The sequence below is a fragment of the Mesotoga sp. Brook.08.YT.4.2.5.2. genome (genome assembly GCF_003351125.1).
Classification (GTDB): Bacteria; Thermotogota; Thermotogae; order Petrotogales; family Kosmotogaceae; genus Mesotoga.
In genome coordinates, this window is sequence record NZ_JPGZ01000011.1 from 16,351 (window position 1) to 33,130 (window position 16,780).

Consider the following 16,780-nt stretch of genomic DNA (forward strand, 5'->3'; position numbering starts at 1 on the left):
GCAGCGAAGCGGTCTGAGGGTTACTTCAGCAATTAGATTATACAACTTTCTTTTCGATATTCCAAGTCAAAGGCAGTCCTGTAATCAATTTCGACCCCTTGACAAGCCTCTATTTTCCCCTCCCCATAGTGAGAGCAGTCTCTTTCATCTTTCTGTGAAGGGAGTCGATGTCTCTAGGGAAAGCCAGTACTGCAGTAAGAAGCACCAGTCCGCAAGGAAGCCAGAAGAGCGCGGAAACGTTCATTGCGACTCCCAGCGAGCCTACTGCCGTGGCCAGGGTTCCTGCAAAGAACTGCCCAAATCCCGTTCCGAGAGAATCTGTCAAGTTGAAAACCGAGAATATCCTTCCCCTGTTTTCCGGGGGATTGACATTCATCAGCATGGTCTTCATGTTTGGTCCGGTCATAGACGCTGAAGCGGCAGCAACCATTCCAAGCGCTCCCAGCATTATGAAGCTGCCGGCTCCCTCAACTGGTGGGAAGTTCAGGGCCAGGAGAGCCACGAAAGTGCCGATTATTGTCGTTATTCCACTGAAGAGAGGCATGTATGACGGCTTCTTCTTATACAATAGACCACCGACAAGACCTCCGAAGAATATTCCAAGCACGTTTCCGACTCCAAAGAAAATGAAAATCAAGGTGGCCGATTCCTTTGAGAGGTTTTTCGAGGTTTCGAAGTAGTTCACAAGATAGTACGGTATTGCTCCCCAGGGAATCGTTCCCAAAATACCCTGTATGAAGAGAATCAGATTCGTCTTCACTTTGAAGAGTTCCTTGTAGTCGGACAGTCTAACTTTTCCGATGTAATTTATCCCCTGATCCACGAGTTCGCCGACAGCCACTTCGGCGGCTCCTCTCTTTGGTTCTTCAGCGAACAGGAAGAATAGGAACGCGAGGACAATGTTCGGAAGAGATACGATGATGAAGGGCGTTCTCCAGCCAAGAGATGTGCCGGTGAAGCCGGCAATTACCATCCCTACAATGGCTCCCAAAGATATTGCCGTAGAGAGGAAGGAATTGACCTTTGCTCTCTGAGACTCTTTGAAAGCATCTCCGGCGTACGAAAAGACGACTGGAAAGAGAGCTCCTACCCCGATCCCCGTCAAAGCCCGTGTAATGAAGAGCTGAGGGAAAGTCTGGACGAAGGCAGACAGGAAGCATGGGATCTCGCCCACCAAAACGCTGAATAGCAGAAGGTGTTTTCTACTGTACTTGTCTGCCAGGAAGCCCCATAGAAGTGAAATGAGGGCGCCGACGATAGTGAATGAACCCTGGATGAGGCCAATGTCTGCTTTTGTTATTCCAAATTCGGTCTCGATTTCCCCGATGTTCGGAGACATGACCATCTGGTCCGCGTTTAGAAGGACCATCATGAAGAGCATAAGAAAGAGAACGAAAGTCGCCTTTCCCTTTTTCATTTACATCCCCCCGGTCTACTGAAGTTCGTCTCTTAGGTTTGTGAACTCCTGTATAAAGGAATCTTTATCTCTCCACTTTTCTCTTACCTTGACAAAGAGATCGAGGAAGACTTTCTGGTCGAATATGTATTCGAGATCCGTCCTCGCTTCAGTGCCGATGGTCTTGATCATCGAGCCGCCCTTGCCGAGAATTATCGGTTTCTGACTGCTCCTCTCTACGATTACATCGGCTCTTATTTTCAGTATACTACCTTCGTCTTTGAACTCCCGAACAACAACTCCCACCGAGTGGGGGATCTCCTGTCTGGTGTTCTGCAGAACCTTTTCTCGAATTACTTCCGATGCCATGAATCTGGAAGAACGATCAGTTATCAGGTCTTCGGGGAAAAGCATCTTTCCCTCTGGAAGAAAGTCGAAGACATCTTCAATTATCTCTTTAACACCATCTCCGCTCTTAGCAGAGATCAGGAAAGTCTTTCGAACGTTTTCGAAAAGCTCTTCGGCCTTTGCTTTGAAGTCCTGAATAAGCCTTTCGTTTTTGTATTCATCAATCTTGTTGATGGCGAGAAAGACAGGAATTCGGCTTTGATTAACATGATTGGCAACGAGCCTGTCCGACTCGCGAAGCCCGTCCGTCGGGTCGACTATAACCAGCAGAAGATCCGATCCGGCCAGCGATGAAGTCGCGACTTTTAGAATGTATTGCCCGAGTCTGTGAAGAGGTTTGTGAATTCCGGGCGTGTCGTAGAAGACGATCTGGCCCTCCTCAGTCGTTAGTATTCCGCCGATCCGGTTTCTCGTTGTCTGCGGTTTATCGGAGACGATAGCAATCTTCTCTCCGATAATGGTGTTTATCAATGTGGACTTTCCCACATTGGGCTTTCCCACTAAAGCAACAGTCCCGGACTTCACCGACGCTTCACGCTCTCTCTTCTTCGAGAAGCAGCGAGAGATCGCCTATCTTCAAGAAGAGCTGATCTAGAGATTTGAGGAAGCCTAGTCTGTTGAGGCGGATATCTTCCTGTTCGGCCATAACAAAGACATCGTCGAAGTATCTGTCTATGTGAGGCTTAAGAGATGTCAGTAACAGGAGCGATTTCTCGAAATCGTCGCGCTCGAGCGCTTCCATTACATCGTCGAAGCATTTCAAATAGTTGTTCAGTAAGTCACGTTCGGCCTGCTCGACGAACTTAGAACCGTCAAAAAAGTTGCTCGAATGACCTCTGCTTATATTGTGGACCCTTTGATAAGCTACTAGAAGATCTGTAAAATCCTCCTTCTTTACATACTCTGAGATCGCTTCGGCCGCGCGAACTCCGAGATACGGGAACCTCCACCACACCTTCACCGATCGTGCTATGTTCATCGAGAAGCCCTTCTCAAGAAGGAACGCTTCGAATCTGTTAGAGAAGAAGTCGGTGATGGCATCAAGTGTTTCACTATTCACCCCGGCAAGGGCACTGGAAGCTTCTTCAATCAGACCGAGAAGATCGAGTTTCCATCCGAGATGATGCATTGTCTTGAATATGAAAGAAGTCTTTCTCCTCAGAGCGTACGGATCCTTCGATGCAGAGGGTATGTTCCCTATCATGAAATTACCGACCAAAGTATCTATACGATCGGATATTCCGGTTACGGCACCGGCCAGAGTTGCCGGAACCACATTGTCACGGTAGTGCTCCTCTATTCCAGTACAGACGTCGGGATTCTCGCCGGACAGTTCAGCGTAGATTCTTCCCATTATCCCCTGAAGCTCCGGAAACTCCTGCACGACTCTTGTGGTTTGATCTGCTTTCGCAAGAAGAGAGGTTCTCTTAACCTCCAGCAGTTCTTCTCTCTTGGCTCCGAGTTTCTTAGAGATCGCCTCTGAAAGTGCTATCGTTCTGTCGGTTTTGTCTTTCAGAGTGCCAAGCCCCCGCTGAAAGAGGATTCCTTCCAATCCGTCTACGTAGTTCTCGATCGGTTTCTCTTTGTCTTTCTCGAAGTAGAAGAAGGCGTCTTCGAGCCTTGCGTTTATAACTTCCTCGTACCCTAATCGAATGTTTCCCAGCGGATCATCTGGTCCGTCTTGAAAGGCAACAAAGCCGTTAGTCAGCTTGCCTTCTTTGTAGACCGGGAAAGTTCTCTGATGGTGCTTTATAGTTACGATGATTACTTCAGGCGGGAGTGAGAGGTACTTCTCCATGAAGTTTCCCAGAACTGCCGTTGGGTATTCTGTCAAAGAAACGACTTCGGCAAGCAGTTCTTCATCAACAGGAATCTGGCTATTAATATCCGACTCAATTCTTCTGATTTCAGAGAGAGTTCTTTCTTCTCTGTCGCTCTCTCGAGCGATCACCAGAGCATCTCTCAAATTCTGAAAGTAATTCTCAGGCGATACTTCAACTTCATCGAAGAAGAAACGGTGTCCCCTGGACTTGTTTGACGATCTCTTTCCGAAGAGCTCCATATCGAGGATTTCGGAGTCAAGCATAGCAACTATCCACTTGACCGGCCTCACAAATCTATAAGTTCCGTCTCCCCAACGCATCGGCTTCTTGAAATCCAGCGATCGCAACATATCTGAGAAGATCTGAGGCAAGAGTTCTCTGGCAGTCTTTCCCCTTATATGTCTCTCTACGTATACATATCCGTCTTCAATACTCACTTCGTCAAGCTGAGAGTTACTTCCCCTAAGGAATCCAAGGAGCGCCTTGGTCGGTTCGCCGTCCCTATAGGCGATCTTCTCTGACGGGCCTTTTCTCTTTTCCACAAAGTCCGCCTGACTGGATTCTATGTCTCGAATTAACACTCCGAATCGCCTGCTGGCAACGAAGATCTCGATTCCTCCATAACCCAAACGATTACTCTCGAGAGACTTCTCTATTCTCTCTAAGAGCTGTTTTCTCATTCCTTGAACCTCACTTGAAGGAAGCTCTTCAATTCCGACTTCAAGCAGTGCCTTATGATCATTCATCTGAATTGGCCTCCTTGGCTACATATGCTTCGGCAACTGTTTTTGCCATCTCTCTTATAGATTTGATGTAGCTCTGACGCTGAGATACGCTGATGGCATTCCTGGCGTCAAGAAGATTGAAGGCGTGAGAGCACTTGATCATATAGTCGTAAGAAGGTCTTACAAGTCCGTTTTTCATGCATAGATCGAATTCTTCGCGATAGAATCTGTAGAGATCGAAGAGCCTGGAAGTATTTGCCACATCGAAATTGTAGGCCGAGAACTCTTTCTCGTTCTCCAGGAATACATCTCCATACTTGAACTCTTCATTCCAGTCTATATCGAATATGTTCGCTTTCTTTTGAAGATACATTGTGATTCTTTCGAGTCCATAGGTGATCTCGAGAGAAACGAGGTCTACGTCGATTCCGCCAACCTGCTGGAAATACGTAAACTGACTGACCTCCATTCCATCTAACCAGACCTCCCAGCCCACTCCCCAGGCCCCGAGAGTCGGAGATTCCCAGTTGTCTTCCACGAATCGAATATCATGTTCCACGGGGTTTATTCCGAGGGCTTCAAGAGAACCAAGATAGAGTTCTTGGGAATTCTCAGGGTTGGGCTTGATAATCACCTGATACTGGAAATACCTCTGAACCCTCATCGGGTTTTCGCCGTATCTACCGTCTGTGGGTCTTCTGCTTGGTTGGATGAAGGCGACTTTCCAGGGCTTCTTGCCCAGCGATCTTAGGAATGTCGAGGGATGAAATGTTCCCGCACCCATTTCCAGGTCATACGGCTGGTCGATTATACACCCCTGACCGGACCAGTATGAGTTAAGTTTTACTACTACGTCCTGTAAGTACATCGTTCCCTCCTGAAATGGTAATCTATTCAATTGAAATCAGGTAGTAATAGTATGGCTGTCCACCGCTGTGGATTTCGAATTCAAGATCCGAGAAGTTTCCTGAAAGAGATTCAAGGAGCTTCCCGGCAGTTTCCTCGGAGACTTCCGATCCGTAAAAAATTGTGACCACTTCCTTGTCGGTGTCTTTGCCAAGAGCGATCTTAATCGAGTCATGGACAAGCTTCTCGAGCTTCCTGCCCGAGCTTATCAAGCCTTCTCTTCCTATCGCGATGTATTCACCCTTCTTTATCTTCTTTCCTTTCATGCTTGAGTCACGCACGGCATATGTAATAGAGATCGGAAAAACTGCTTCGGCCGATTCTTTCATCTCGGCAATCAACGACTCGGTTTCCATCTCGTCGTTATAGACGGTCATAGCCGCTATCCCTTCCTGAACGGTGCGTGTAGGGATGATGTAAACCTGCTTTTCGGGGTTGTCGTCGTGAATTGCATTCGCCGCCTCTTTTGCGGTAAGAATTATGTTTGGATTGTTCGGAAGCACTATTACCTTGTTGGCCGTAACTCGGCTGATAGCTTCGTAAAGATCCTTCAAACTCGGATTCATGGTCTGGCCGCCCTTTACTGCAAAATCAACTCCAAGACTCTTAAGAACATCTGCGAGACCGTCTCCAGGCGAGACCACAATGACTCCGTGATGTTTTCCGTTGCCGTACATCTCGGGCCCTCTAGACTGAATGTCAACTATATGTTCATGCTGGACCCTCATGTTATCTATCTTCACCTTCTGAAGAAAACCGATTCCCAGAAACTTCTCGATTACATCTCCGGGATGATCTGTGTGTACGTGAATCTTTATCAATTCATCCTGGTGAACCATGACGATTGAATCGCCCATCTCTTCAAGGTATGCCTTCATTACTTCCGAAGTTTCTTCGGGGTTCTCGGAGTCGTTAAGGTTGACTATCAGTTCTGTACAGTAAGTGAACTTGAGTTCTTCCCTTACGATCTCGACGATTCGTTCAGTTGAAGAACCCATTGCCTGCGGCATTTGCTGAATAGGTCCTTCGAGTTCCAACTCGCCCTTTATTGCCAGCAGGAATCCTTCGAATATGTGAGCCAATCCCTTTGCTCCAGAATCTACTACTCCAGCTTCCTTTAGTTTAGGCAGGAGGGTCGGTGTCTTCTCCACCGTGTCAAAAGCCACTTTGATAAGATTCTCGAAATACTCTTCGAAATCTTCAATGTCTCCGTAATGCTCGTTGGCAGTCTCTGCGGTAACCTTCACAACTGTAAGCATCGTACCTTCAACCGGTTTCATTACGGATCTATAAGCGACTTCTTTTGCTTTTTGCAGGCCCTCGGTAAAGGCCTTTGTGCCAACAAACTTTCTGTTTCCGATTCCCTCGGCGAATCCTCTGAATATTTGAGATAGAATAACACCGGAGTTCCCACGGGCACCCATCAACATGCCGGTCTTGACCGCTTCCAGAACGCTCACCAAATCATCTTTCTTCAATCTATCGAGATACTCGCATGCGTCTATCATAGCGGCCGCCATATTCGATCCAGTATCTCCGTCTGGAACAGGAAAGACATTAAGCGCGTTGATCTCATCTTTATTTGCCAGAAGTCGTTCAGCGGCTTTCTGGAAGGCGGCGACAAAAAACTTGCCGTTGATCCGTTTCATCTCTTTTGCCTCCCATCAATCCTGCAAGCCGACAACGTGAATATTCACCTTTATATTGGTTGCTTCAGTAAGCTCCTTCAGCTTGTGAAATACATTTTCCTGGATGTTTTCAACGACTGTGGGAATTCTTACCCCGTACTCGAGAATCAAATCGATGTCTATCTCAAGCGTGCCGTCGATCTCCTCGGTTACTTTGATTCCCTTTCTGGAATCCTCTCCCGTGCCGAAAAGCTTTGTCAAAAAGCCCGTTTGGGGCGATCCGACGTTCACCGGTCCGTAAGACTCAGATACAACCTTTTTGACTATCGAAGATATCGCCTGAAGAGAAATATCGATCTTACCGAATTCTGTAGTTACTTGCATTCTTTTCACCTCTCAGTTTAGAGATTCTATTCTCTATTCCCCTGGCATCTAGCCCCAGCTCATTCAATACCTCTTCCCTTGTGCCGTGAGAAGAGAAACGGTCCTCAATTGCAATAATATCGATTCTACCATTGTAATTCTGCCTAATAGCTTCAAGTGCTACGTTGGAGCCGAAGCCCCCGCTCATAATTCCCTCTTCAACCGTCACAATCAGGTCGTAATCGGCAAAGATTTGTCCTAGAGCCGCTTTGTCGAACGGCTTTATTGATCGGCAGTTATAGAGTGCATATCCGTTCAAGAGAGCGGCCTCCCTGCTCCTGGAAACCATTGCTCCTGTTGCAAGAATGGCGGCTTCCTTTCCGTCGATCACCTTTTCCCACTTGAACAGCTCTATCTTCCTCAGGTTCGAGAGAATCTCGTCGATGCTCTGGAGTTCCGTCTCTCTCGGATATCTAATCGCAGTGGGATGGTCGATCCATTTCTCAGCGAAGAGAGTGAAGATCATGTTCGCCAGTTCCTTCAGGCTCGAAGGTGCAAGAATTTGCATATTTGGAATCATCGAAAGGAAAGCAATATCGAAGATTCCGTTATGGGTCGGTCCGTCCTGCCCAACTATTCCTGCCCTGTCTACTGCGAATAGTACCGGCAGATCCTGAAGGGCCACATCATGGATCAACTGATCCAAGGCTCTTTGCAAGAAAGTCGAATATACTGCAAAGACCGGCTTCGTCTTCGCTGCTGCCATCCCTGCGGCGAAAGTGGTGCAAAGCTGCTCCGTTATGCCAAGGTCGAACAATCTGGCAGGATATTTCTTCGCAAACTCTGCCAGTCCCGTTCCGTCTGGCATTGCGGCGGTTATTGCCGATATGGAAGGATCTTCCTCCGCAAGCTCTGTCAGGACCTTTCCAAAGACCTCGCTGTAAGAAAGTTCGCCGCTGTTCGAGATCTTCTCTCCACTATCCGGGTCGATCTTGCTGACACTGTGGAACCTGGTAGGGTTGCATTCTGCATACTCAAGACCTTTGCCTTTTTTTGTGACAACATGTACCAGGAAGGGTTCCCTGAGCTGCTTGACTGCCGAAAACACGGCCTCCATCTCCTGGAAGTCGTGGCCTTTAACCGGACCAATGTAGTTTAGCCCCATGTCTTCGAACAAGTTTCCGCCTAGAATTGAGGCCTTCAGGCCGCTCTTGATTTTCGACAGGAACTGCTCCAGGCTTACCAGTTTCATCGCTTCAAGCGTGTTCTTGAGATCGCCCTTCATTTCTCTGTACACAGGATTGAGTCTCAGTTCGGCAAGAGAAGACGAAAGACTCCCCACATTCTTTCCGATACTCATTCCGTTATCGTTAACGATCACCTTTATCTTCGAGCCTATGTCCTTCATCTGATTCAAAGCTTCCAGTGCCATTCCCGAAGTCAAGGCCCCATCTCCGGCAACAACAACGACATTCCTTGAGCTTCGGAATATGTTATCTGCCTGCTCTATACCCATTGCGGCAGGAAGAGCCGTGCCTACATGGCCGGCACCGAAGAAGTCATACGGACTCTCAATCCTGTTAAGGAAACCGCTAACTCCACCCTTCTTCCTCAAGGAGCCAAAGGAACCGTATCTCCCCGTAAGCAGCTTGTGAGTATATGCCTGGTGTCCCGTATCCCATATTAAAACGTCTTCATCGGGATCGAACACTCTATATAACGCAATTGTCAGCTCGACGGTACCCAGGTTGGAAGCCAGATGACCTGTGTTAGAGGAAACTACTCTCGTTATCGTGTCGCGAATTTCGCTGGCAAGAACCTCCAGCTGGGCATAGGAGTAGTCTTTTAGTCGCCTGAATAGTGGCTGTTCATTCATCTGCTAAGACTCCAATCTTTCAAGGGATTTTGTGTAGTGCCTGAACAAGAGCGCCGTCGTTACGCTGCCCACTCCTCCGGGAACAGGGGTTATCGCTGCAGCTATCTGGCTGACTTCATCGAAGTCAACGTCTCCAACCAGCTTGCCGTCAACAAAATTGATTCCCACATCTATTACAATGCTCCCTGGCTTGATCATCTCTCGATGCACGAATTTCGCTATTCCAACGGCACTAACCACTATATCGGCGTTGAAAGTCTTTTCGGAGATGTCCCTGCTCCTCGAGTGGCAAACGGTAACCGTACCGTCTACACCTTTTTTGAGAAGCAGCAGTGCCAGAGGCTTTCCGACCGTGTTTGATCTTCCAACAATAGTTATGTCCCTGCCTTTGACTTCGATTCCGTAGTAACTCAGAATCTCCATCACGGCCTCGGCAGTTGGAGGAGCGAAAAACTCCTCGTCGTTGATTATTCCGCCGAGGTTCGATACCGTCCGACCCTCCAGATCCTTTCCCGGATCGAGAGCGGCCAGAACCGCCTTTTCATCGGCGTTTTTAAGAGGATGCATAACCATTATTCCCGCAACGCTTTTGTCGTTGTTCATCTTCGAGATCTCTTCGATGGGATTGATCCCGCTGTCGTGAACAATGACCTCTATGCCGAGTTTTTCCCCCTGCTTCTTTATTGATCTCATATACGACTTGTTAGAAGCATCGGGCTCATCGCAGAAGAGAACGAGCGAAGGAAGATTTCCCGCTCTCTCTTTGATCTTCTCTTTGACATCAGAATAAATACTCTCTGAAACGATCTTTCCATCAAGTATCATCTTCATCACCTCAAAAGAGCCCGCTGATCTTTCCGTCTGCGTCGATATCTATGTGCTTCGCGTTGGGATCCTTTCCGAGTCCGGGCATCAGCATTATCTTGCCGGCAACCACAACTATGAATCCGGCACCTGCCGATAGATTGAGATCTCGTACTTTGAAAGTGTAGCCTTCCGGCGCTCCAAGCTTTTTATCATCGTCAGAAATTGAGTACTGGGTCTTGGCGACGATTATCGGAAGACGGTCGAGACCCTTCTTCTTAAAGAGCCTGAGTTTGCTCTTAGCCGCTGGTTCAAGATCTACTCTTCCGGCTCTGTAGATTTCCTTTGCAAGTTTTTCCAGCCTTTCCTCAAACGGAGCTTCCATTGGTATCAGGGGCTTGTAGCTATTGGGCTGATCAATGACCTCAAGTAGCTTCTTTGCGAGATCGATTCCACCTGCACCGCCCTCGGCCCACACTTTCGACAATTCGTAAGGTATAGAGTCAGCCTTGCATAGAGCGTCAAACGTTTCCCTTTCCTTCGCCGTATCTGTTGGGAATTCGTTTAGAGCCACAACTACAGGGATCCCATACTTTCTGAGGTTCTCAAAATGAACCTTGAGATTCTTGAACCCATAGTTCAGGCTCTCGATATCTTCTTCCTGGATTTCGTTCTTGGAAGCACCTCCGTTTAGCTTCAGCGCTCTGATCGAAGCAACGAGAACCACTGCGCTTGGATTCAGGTCGCCGACCTGACAGACAAAGTCAAGAAATTTCTGTGCGCCTAGATCCGCTCCAAAGCCTGCCTCGGTAATTACGCAATCGGAAAGCTTGAGAGCCATCTTTGTGGCAGTCAGGGTGTTTGTTCCGTGGGCGATGTTCGCGAACGGGCCTCCGTGAACGAAAGCCGGAGTTCCTTCAAGAGTCTGAACTAGGTTCGGATCAAGAACGTCTTTGAGTAGAGTTGCCATCGCGCCCTGGACGTCCAAATCCTCAACTGTTATGAACTCTCCGTCGTAACTTCTAGCCACAATGATTTTCGAGAGGCGCTCTTTCAGGTCAACGAGGTTCTTCGAAAGGCAAATGATAGCCATGATCTCAGATGCGGCGGTTATTACAAATGAATCTTCTCTGGGATAGCCGTTTGCCGAACCGCCTAGCCCCACGATGATCTGTCTGAGAGCCCGATCGTTCATGTCCATTGTTCTCGGCCAGTATATCTGCGTCGGATCTATTTTCAATTCATTCTTGAAGTTAATATGTGCATCAATAACAGCCGAAAGAAGATTATGTGCCATCGATACCGCGTGAAAATCTCCTGTGAAGTGCAGATTGATTTCTTCCATCGGAAGCACCTGAGAGTAGCCGCCTCCGGCAGCCCCTCCCTTGATTCCCATTATCGGTCCAACGGATGGTTCTCTGAGAGTTACGAAGGTCTTCTTCCCGATCTTGTTTAGTGCCATTGCCAGACCCACAGAAGTTGTCGTCTTTCCTTCACCTGCGCTTGTTGGACTTATGGCCGTAACAAGAACCAGCTTTCCATCGGGTCTATCCTGCAGCTCATTGAGGTATAGGTGAGATATTTTCGCTACGTACTTTCCAAATCTCCTCAAGTGTTTGTCGGGAATCGAAATCGATGAGGCAACTTCGTCAATCTCCCTCAGCTCTGCTTTTTGTGCTATCTCCAGATCGGTCAGCATGGTCTCCTCCTCATAAATGCTTTTTCTCTGTTGATGCGCACTCCCGAGCAATTCTGTCGAGAACGCCGTTTACGAATTTCCCGCCCTGCTCCGAACCGTACTTCTTGGCGATGTCGATCGATTCGTTAAGTGTCACCTCAATTGGTATCTGGGGTTCATAAATGATCTCATACGCTCCAAGCCTAAGGACGTTCTTATCGATCGAGGCAAGTCTCTCGAATGTCCAGTTCATAAGGTGTTTTCGTATCACTTCGTCAATATCGCTTCGATACTTCAAGATGCTCTCGAAGTACTTACGTGTTCTCAACTTCATTTCGTCTTCCATCGAGAAGAAGCTCAACTCCCTTTCAAGGTAATCAGATGAAGTCTCCACGTCTTCGTTGAAGTCATACTGATAGATCGCACTGAAAACAATTTCCCTCATTCTTCGTCTGCTTCTGTTTAGACCTGCCTTCACCTCTTCAAACCTCTTTCTCTTTTTCTTCGTCTTCAGGCTCTTCCGCTTCAGTCGCTTCTGGTTTCATCTCTTCCGGTTCAGGTTTTGCTTCGCTCTTTTCGAGCTCTTCTTCCTCAATAATCACTGGTTTTTGGGCCTCTTCAAAGACATCTTCGATAGTGATGGAAACGTCTTCAACCTTTATGCCGCTGAAGCTTTCAACATCGTTTTTCAGCTTCTCCTGCATCTTTCTGGCATATGAGGGTATAGAGACACCATACTTGATCTTTGTGTTTACCGATATCTTGACAGTCTTCGTACCGTCGACCTTTTCGTCGAGGTCGATATCTACCGTAGACTTGGCTTCTTTTCGTGCTTTGGCTTCCTTAGGATCGAATTTCAGAAATTCAATGTAGGAGTGAATAGCGATATCCCGGATCACTGCCTCCGAGATCTCGATTCTGCCGAGATCAGTCTCTTCAAAATCCATAATTCTCCCTCCTTTCTCCTTATGCTCTCTCGATGTATTCGCCGGTTCTTGTGTCTACTCGAATCAACTCACCGTTTTCGACAAAGAATGGAACCGTCACCTTGAGCCCCGTCTCCAGAACGGCCGGTTTGCCGCTTCCCGAAACCGTGTCGCCTTTGTAAGCGGGAGCGGTGTCTTTCACCTCCAGAACCACAGTGTTCGGAAGAACAATACCTATCGGCCTATCTTCATGGAACTGAAGATCCACCACTTCATTCTCCTTTATGTAGTCCAGGGCATCTCCCATCTCGTCTAAACCGATTGTATACTGCTCAAATGTTTCGAGGTCCATGAAGTGGAACATCTCATCCTCCGAGTAAAGGTACTGCACATGTCTGAATGAAAGCGCCGCTTCCTCCACTTTCTCACTTGCCTGGAACGTGAATTGCCTAACGAGGCCGGTCTTGATGTTCTTCATCCTCGTCCGAATTATCCCGTCTCCTCTTCCCATTGAGTGCTTATTTGCTTCAGTCACGATGTAAATATCTCCATCAATGATAAGAGGCGTTCCCTTTCTAATCTTTCCAACTTCTATCATCTAGAAGCCACCTCCGGATCTCTAAAGAATCTTCAACTCTCTATCTAGATTTGTCAGAACTTCTACTCCGCTTTCACAAAAATAACAATCGTCTTCTATTCTAACCCCAAATTTGCCGGGAAGATAGATGCCCGGCTCTATCGTAATGACCGCTCCGGCCGGGATAGGATTACAGTTCTTAGGAGAAAGCCCCTGGCCATCGTGAGTGTCCATTCCCAGACTGTGGCCCAGGCCGTGACCGAAGTAGTCGCCATAACCCGCCTCTCTAATTATACTTGCTGCAACTTCGTGTATCTGGCTTCCTATAACCCCTGCCTTTGAGGCGTTCTTAGCTTCTGTTTGCGCTTTGAGAACCACTTCATAAACCTTCACCATTTCGTCAGACGGTTCCCCTATACTGTAAGTTCTTGTAATATCCGAGTTGTAGCCGTCTACCCTTGCCCCGTAGTCGATCAAGAGAAAATCGCCTTCCTGGAGTGTTCTATTGGACGGTCTGCCGTGAACTATTGCGCTTCTCGGTCCGCTGCCCACTATCGTCTCGAAGGCAAGGTAGCCTCCTCTCTTCCTGATCTCATATTCGAGTGCCGCACATACTTCTTCCTCAGTCCTTCCCGGACGAATGAAGTTGAAAGTCTCTGTAAGCGCATCTTCGGCGATCTTGACTGCCAGTCTCATCTTCTCGACTTCCTCCGGAGACTTTACCATCCTAAGATCCTTGAGAATACTGTCTACGGGTTCAAGTTCGACGCCTAGCTGGGAGAAGACTCGCTTGTAAAGACCATAGCTGATCGTCTCTTCCTCAAATCCCACACGGCTGGCTCCATCTTTGGCCAGCGTCGCCTGAATTACGTCTTTGAGTTCGTCGCCATTGTTGAAAGGGATCAGCTTGAAGTGCGTTTCAATTTCGGCTTGAGTGAAGTACCTCGAATCAGTCACTATGTACTCGCCCTTCGGGGTCACAATAAGAACTGAGAAAGAGCCGGAAAACCCGGATAGATACCAGGAATTGGAGCGATTGCTGGACTCCATGTTGTAAAGAACAAACCCGTCAAGCTTGCTTTCTCTAAGCTTTTCTCGAAACCTTTCGATTCTCGACATGCCCAACCTCCGGAATGCAGAATGTCTTATCAGCATCAAAATAGAGTGATCTGATTTCTGTTCATCTTTCCTTTCTTTGATTGCCTTATCTCCTTGAGATCTTCGGCTGTCAATACCCTGACCGCTTTGTCCAGGGCAGACTGCTTGGAGATCACCTTCAAAATCTCTTTTGCCCTGGAAAGAACTGCCTCGGGTACTCCTGCAAGCTTGGCAACCTCTATTCCGTGGGATCTGTTTGCAACTCCGTCCACAACTTTGTGGAGAAATACTATTCCTTCTTCGGTTTCAACTATGCGGACAGTCTTGTTCTTGATGCCCGTGTACATATTAGAGAGTTCGGTTAGCTCCGTGAAATGAGTGGCGAATATAGTGTGACATCCCACCGCCTCGTATATGAACTCCGAAACCGCCCATGCTATTGAAATACCGTCAAAGGTGCTTGTTCCCCTGCCCACTTCGTCCAGGATCACCAGGCTGTCTTCCGTCGCCTTGGAGAGGATCGTTGCCGTCTCCATCATCTCTACTAGAAAAGTCGATTTTCCGCTTGCCAGTTCGTCCCTTGCACCGATTCTTGTGAAGACCCTGTCATAGATTGATAGCATCGCATCATCTGCAGGCACAAAGGAGCCGATCTGAGCCATGATCGAGAGCAAGGCAATCTGCCGTATGAAAGTGGATTTTCCGCTCATGTTCGGTCCTGTTACAATGAAGAAATTCTCTGTACGGCTCATGGATATGTCATTAGGCGTGAAGTCAGCCACAAATTTCTCTACAATAGGATGTCTCGAGCTAGAAACCTTCACCTTTCCCTGCTCTGAAAAACGGGGGCGAGAATAGTTGTTTCTTCTTGCTACAGATGCCAGCGACTGAGAAGCGTCGATTTCAGATAATACCAGCGCTACACTCTTGAATCTCTCCAGTGAACTAGCAAGCTGTAAACAGACACTCGAAAAGAGAGTTTTTTCGAGTGTCTCTATCTTTTCGTTTGCGCTCAGTATCTTGTCTTCAAACGACTTGAGCTCCTGTGTAATATATCTCTCGGAGTTCACAAGAGTCTGCTTCCTGGTATAGCTCTCGGGGACCTTGTTAGTCTGACTCTTCGGGACCTCGAGAAAGTAACCGAAGACTTTGTTGAACTTGACCTTCAGAGAAGAGATTCCCGTTGCTTTTCTTTCACTAGCTTCGATCGCCTTCATCCTCTCAACCGAGTTGTCAAGGAGATCTCGAAGGACGTCCAGTTCTTCGTTGAACCCCATTCTGATTACATTTCCTTCTCCAGCTGTTGAGGAGGGTTCATCCATGATGCTGCGCTGAAGAAGATCGAGCTCTTCAGGAAAGAGTTCGACCCGGTCGCTCAGTCTTTCAAGAGCCGGTTCGCCCGAGAGTAGCTCCTTGATAAAGGGTAGCACCGAGAGGGAGGTTCTAAGTGACTGCAGGTCTCTTGGTGCGGCCTTCTCTATTGAAAGTCTGGTGCTTATTCTCTCGATATCGAATACATGCTGCAGATATTCTCTGAGTTCATTTAAAAGCCGGCGATCCGAATTTAGCGCTTGAACAGTGTCCAGCCTTTCCTCGATTCTATTCTTGTCGACAAGGGGCGAAAACAGCCACCGTCTCAGCCTTCTTCTTCCCATTGCAGTAACAGTTTCATCAAGTATCTCGAAGAGCGAACCCTTTCTTTCGAGCTTGAAGAGATTCAGGTTTTCGATAGTGGAAGAATCGAGTTGCATAGAGTCGGACTTTCTGATAACCCTTGGAAGCGAAAGATGTCTCATGGGACCGAGATTGATCGACTCAAGGTACTTGAACAGAGCTCCGAGAACCTCGATCTGAGTATCATCCAGTTCGAGATGATCGATAGCGACTATCGAATAGAACTCTTTGATGTAATTAATGCTCGAAGAAAGTGCAAAATGCCAGTCTTCGACTATCTCTACCATTGCAAACGATGCCGACGAAATCTCCTTCTTCAGGTTCTTCAGACTTTCCTTCAGTAGTATTTGTGACGGCCCGATAGCTGCGATAGAGTCCTTCAACGAGACGATGTCGTCGGCGCTTGACAGGAGTACCTCACCGGTAGATACGTCTGCCGTTGCCAGAACGAAGTTCTCTTCGGCTTTTCCAATAGAGACAATGTAGTTGTTTGCATTTTCGGGTAGTAACTCGTCTTCTACAAGAGTTCCAGGAGTAACTACCCTGGTAACCTCTCTCTTCACGAGTCCCTTCGCAAGCGCGGGATCCTCTGTCTGCTCGCAAATCGCAACCTTGTAACCCGCTTCGACAAGCTTCTTGAGATAGCCGTTAACTGAGTGGTAGGGGACGCCCGCCATCGGCACCCCGTTTCTTGAAGTTAGAACTATCTGCAGTTCATTTGAAACTAGCTTAGCATCATCGAGAAAAGTCTCGTAGAAGTCACCAAGCCTAAAAAGAACCAGACAATCCTTGTAATTCCTCTTGACTTCAAGGTATTGTTTCATCATCGGTGTCATTTCGGCCACTTTATCCACTCCGGATACATCAAAAGCCGGCGCTCAGCGCCGGCCGGTTAATC

At 47.7% G+C, this 16,780-nt stretch carries 14 protein-coding genes; all 14 read right to left on the reverse strand.

The annotated features are described in order from the left end of the window. Nucleotides 1–109: 109 nt before the first annotated feature. The 14 genes from Q502_RS04135 to mutS are packed head-to-tail and all read right to left on the reverse strand — an operon-like array spanning nucleotide 110 to nucleotide 16,718. Nucleotides 110–1,417 (reverse strand): MFS transporter, encoded by a 1,308-nt coding sequence (locus Q502_RS04135; RefSeq protein ID WP_099831084.1) that lies wholly within the window; start codon nucleotides 1,415–1,417, stop codon nucleotides 110–112. A 15-nt stretch (nucleotides 1,418–1,432) separates the two neighbouring features. Further along, nucleotides 1,433–2,329 carry a GTPase Era gene (gene era, locus Q502_RS04140; protein ID WP_099831085.1) on the reverse strand — a complete coding sequence of 299 codons (897 nt, stop codon included), beginning with the start codon at nucleotides 2,327–2,329 and terminating at the stop codon, nucleotides 1,433–1,435. Between the two features lie 7 nt (nucleotides 2,330–2,336). Then, nucleotides 2,337–4,373, reverse strand: a complete 2,037-nt coding sequence (glyS, locus tag Q502_RS04145) for a glycine--tRNA ligase subunit beta (protein WP_099831086.1) — start codon at nucleotides 4,371–4,373, stop codon at nucleotides 2,337–2,339. Beyond that, nucleotides 4,366–5,220 (reverse strand): glycine--tRNA ligase subunit alpha, encoded by an 855-nt coding sequence (locus Q502_RS04150; protein WP_099831087.1) that lies wholly within the window; start codon nucleotides 5,218–5,220, stop codon nucleotides 4,366–4,368. Before Q502_RS04150 ends, glyS begins: the two co-directional genes overlap by 8 nt. A 22-nt stretch (nucleotides 5,221–5,242) precedes the next feature. Beyond that, a complete protein-coding gene (locus Q502_RS04155) occupies nucleotides 5,243–6,907 on the reverse strand; it encodes a DAK2 domain-containing protein (protein WP_099831088.1) in 1,665 nt (554 codons plus the stop codon). 15 nt (nucleotides 6,908–6,922) lie between these two features. Then, entirely contained in the window at nucleotides 6,923–7,270 is a 348-nt protein-coding gene (locus Q502_RS04160) for an Asp23/Gls24 family envelope stress response protein (protein ID WP_014730630.1), read from the reverse strand. Further along, nucleotides 7,245–9,125 carry a 1-deoxy-D-xylulose-5-phosphate synthase gene (dxs, locus tag Q502_RS04165; RefSeq protein WP_099831089.1) on the reverse strand — a complete coding sequence of 627 codons (1,881 nt, stop codon included), beginning with the start codon at nucleotides 9,123–9,125 and terminating at the stop codon, nucleotides 7,245–7,247. Before dxs ends, Q502_RS04160 begins: the two co-directional genes overlap by 26 nt. Before the next feature lie 3 nt (nucleotides 9,126–9,128). Continuing rightward, a complete protein-coding gene (locus Q502_RS04170) occupies nucleotides 9,129–9,950 on the reverse strand; it encodes a bifunctional 5,10-methylenetetrahydrofolate dehydrogenase/5,10-methenyltetrahydrofolate cyclohydrolase (RefSeq protein WP_099831090.1) in 822 nt (273 codons plus the stop codon). Between the two features lie 10 nt (nucleotides 9,951–9,960). Continuing rightward, nucleotides 9,961–11,628 (reverse strand): formate--tetrahydrofolate ligase, encoded by a 1,668-nt coding sequence (locus Q502_RS04175; RefSeq protein ID WP_099831091.1) that lies wholly within the window; start codon nucleotides 11,626–11,628, stop codon nucleotides 9,961–9,963. A gap of 10 nt (nucleotides 11,629–11,638) precedes the next feature. After that, entirely contained in the window at nucleotides 11,639–12,085 is a 447-nt protein-coding gene (gene nusB / locus Q502_RS04180) for a transcription antitermination factor NusB (protein ID WP_099831092.1), read from the reverse strand. A 4-nt stretch (nucleotides 12,086–12,089) separates the two neighbouring features. Beyond that, the gene (locus tag Q502_RS04185; RefSeq protein WP_099831093.1) at nucleotides 12,090–12,554 is read right to left on the reverse strand and encodes an Asp23/Gls24 family envelope stress response protein; all 465 of its coding nucleotides are present in this window, start codon (nucleotides 12,552–12,554) and stop codon (nucleotides 12,090–12,092) included. A gap of 19 nt (nucleotides 12,555–12,573) precedes the next feature. Next, a complete protein-coding gene (efp, locus tag Q502_RS04190; protein WP_099831094.1) occupies nucleotides 12,574–13,131 on the reverse strand; it encodes an elongation factor P in 558 nt (185 codons plus the stop codon). 21 nt (nucleotides 13,132–13,152) lie between these two features. Further along, the gene (locus Q502_RS04195; RefSeq protein WP_099831095.1) at nucleotides 13,153–14,229 is read right to left on the reverse strand and encodes a Xaa-Pro peptidase family protein; all 1,077 of its coding nucleotides are present in this window, start codon (nucleotides 14,227–14,229) and stop codon (nucleotides 13,153–13,155) included. Nucleotides 14,230–14,264: 35 nt separating this feature from the next. Further along, on the reverse strand, nucleotides 14,265–16,718 hold the full coding sequence (gene mutS, locus Q502_RS04200; protein ID WP_099831133.1) for a DNA mismatch repair protein MutS: 2,454 nt from the start codon (nucleotides 16,716–16,718) through the stop codon (nucleotides 14,265–14,267). Nucleotides 16,719–16,780: the final 62 nt, after the last annotated feature.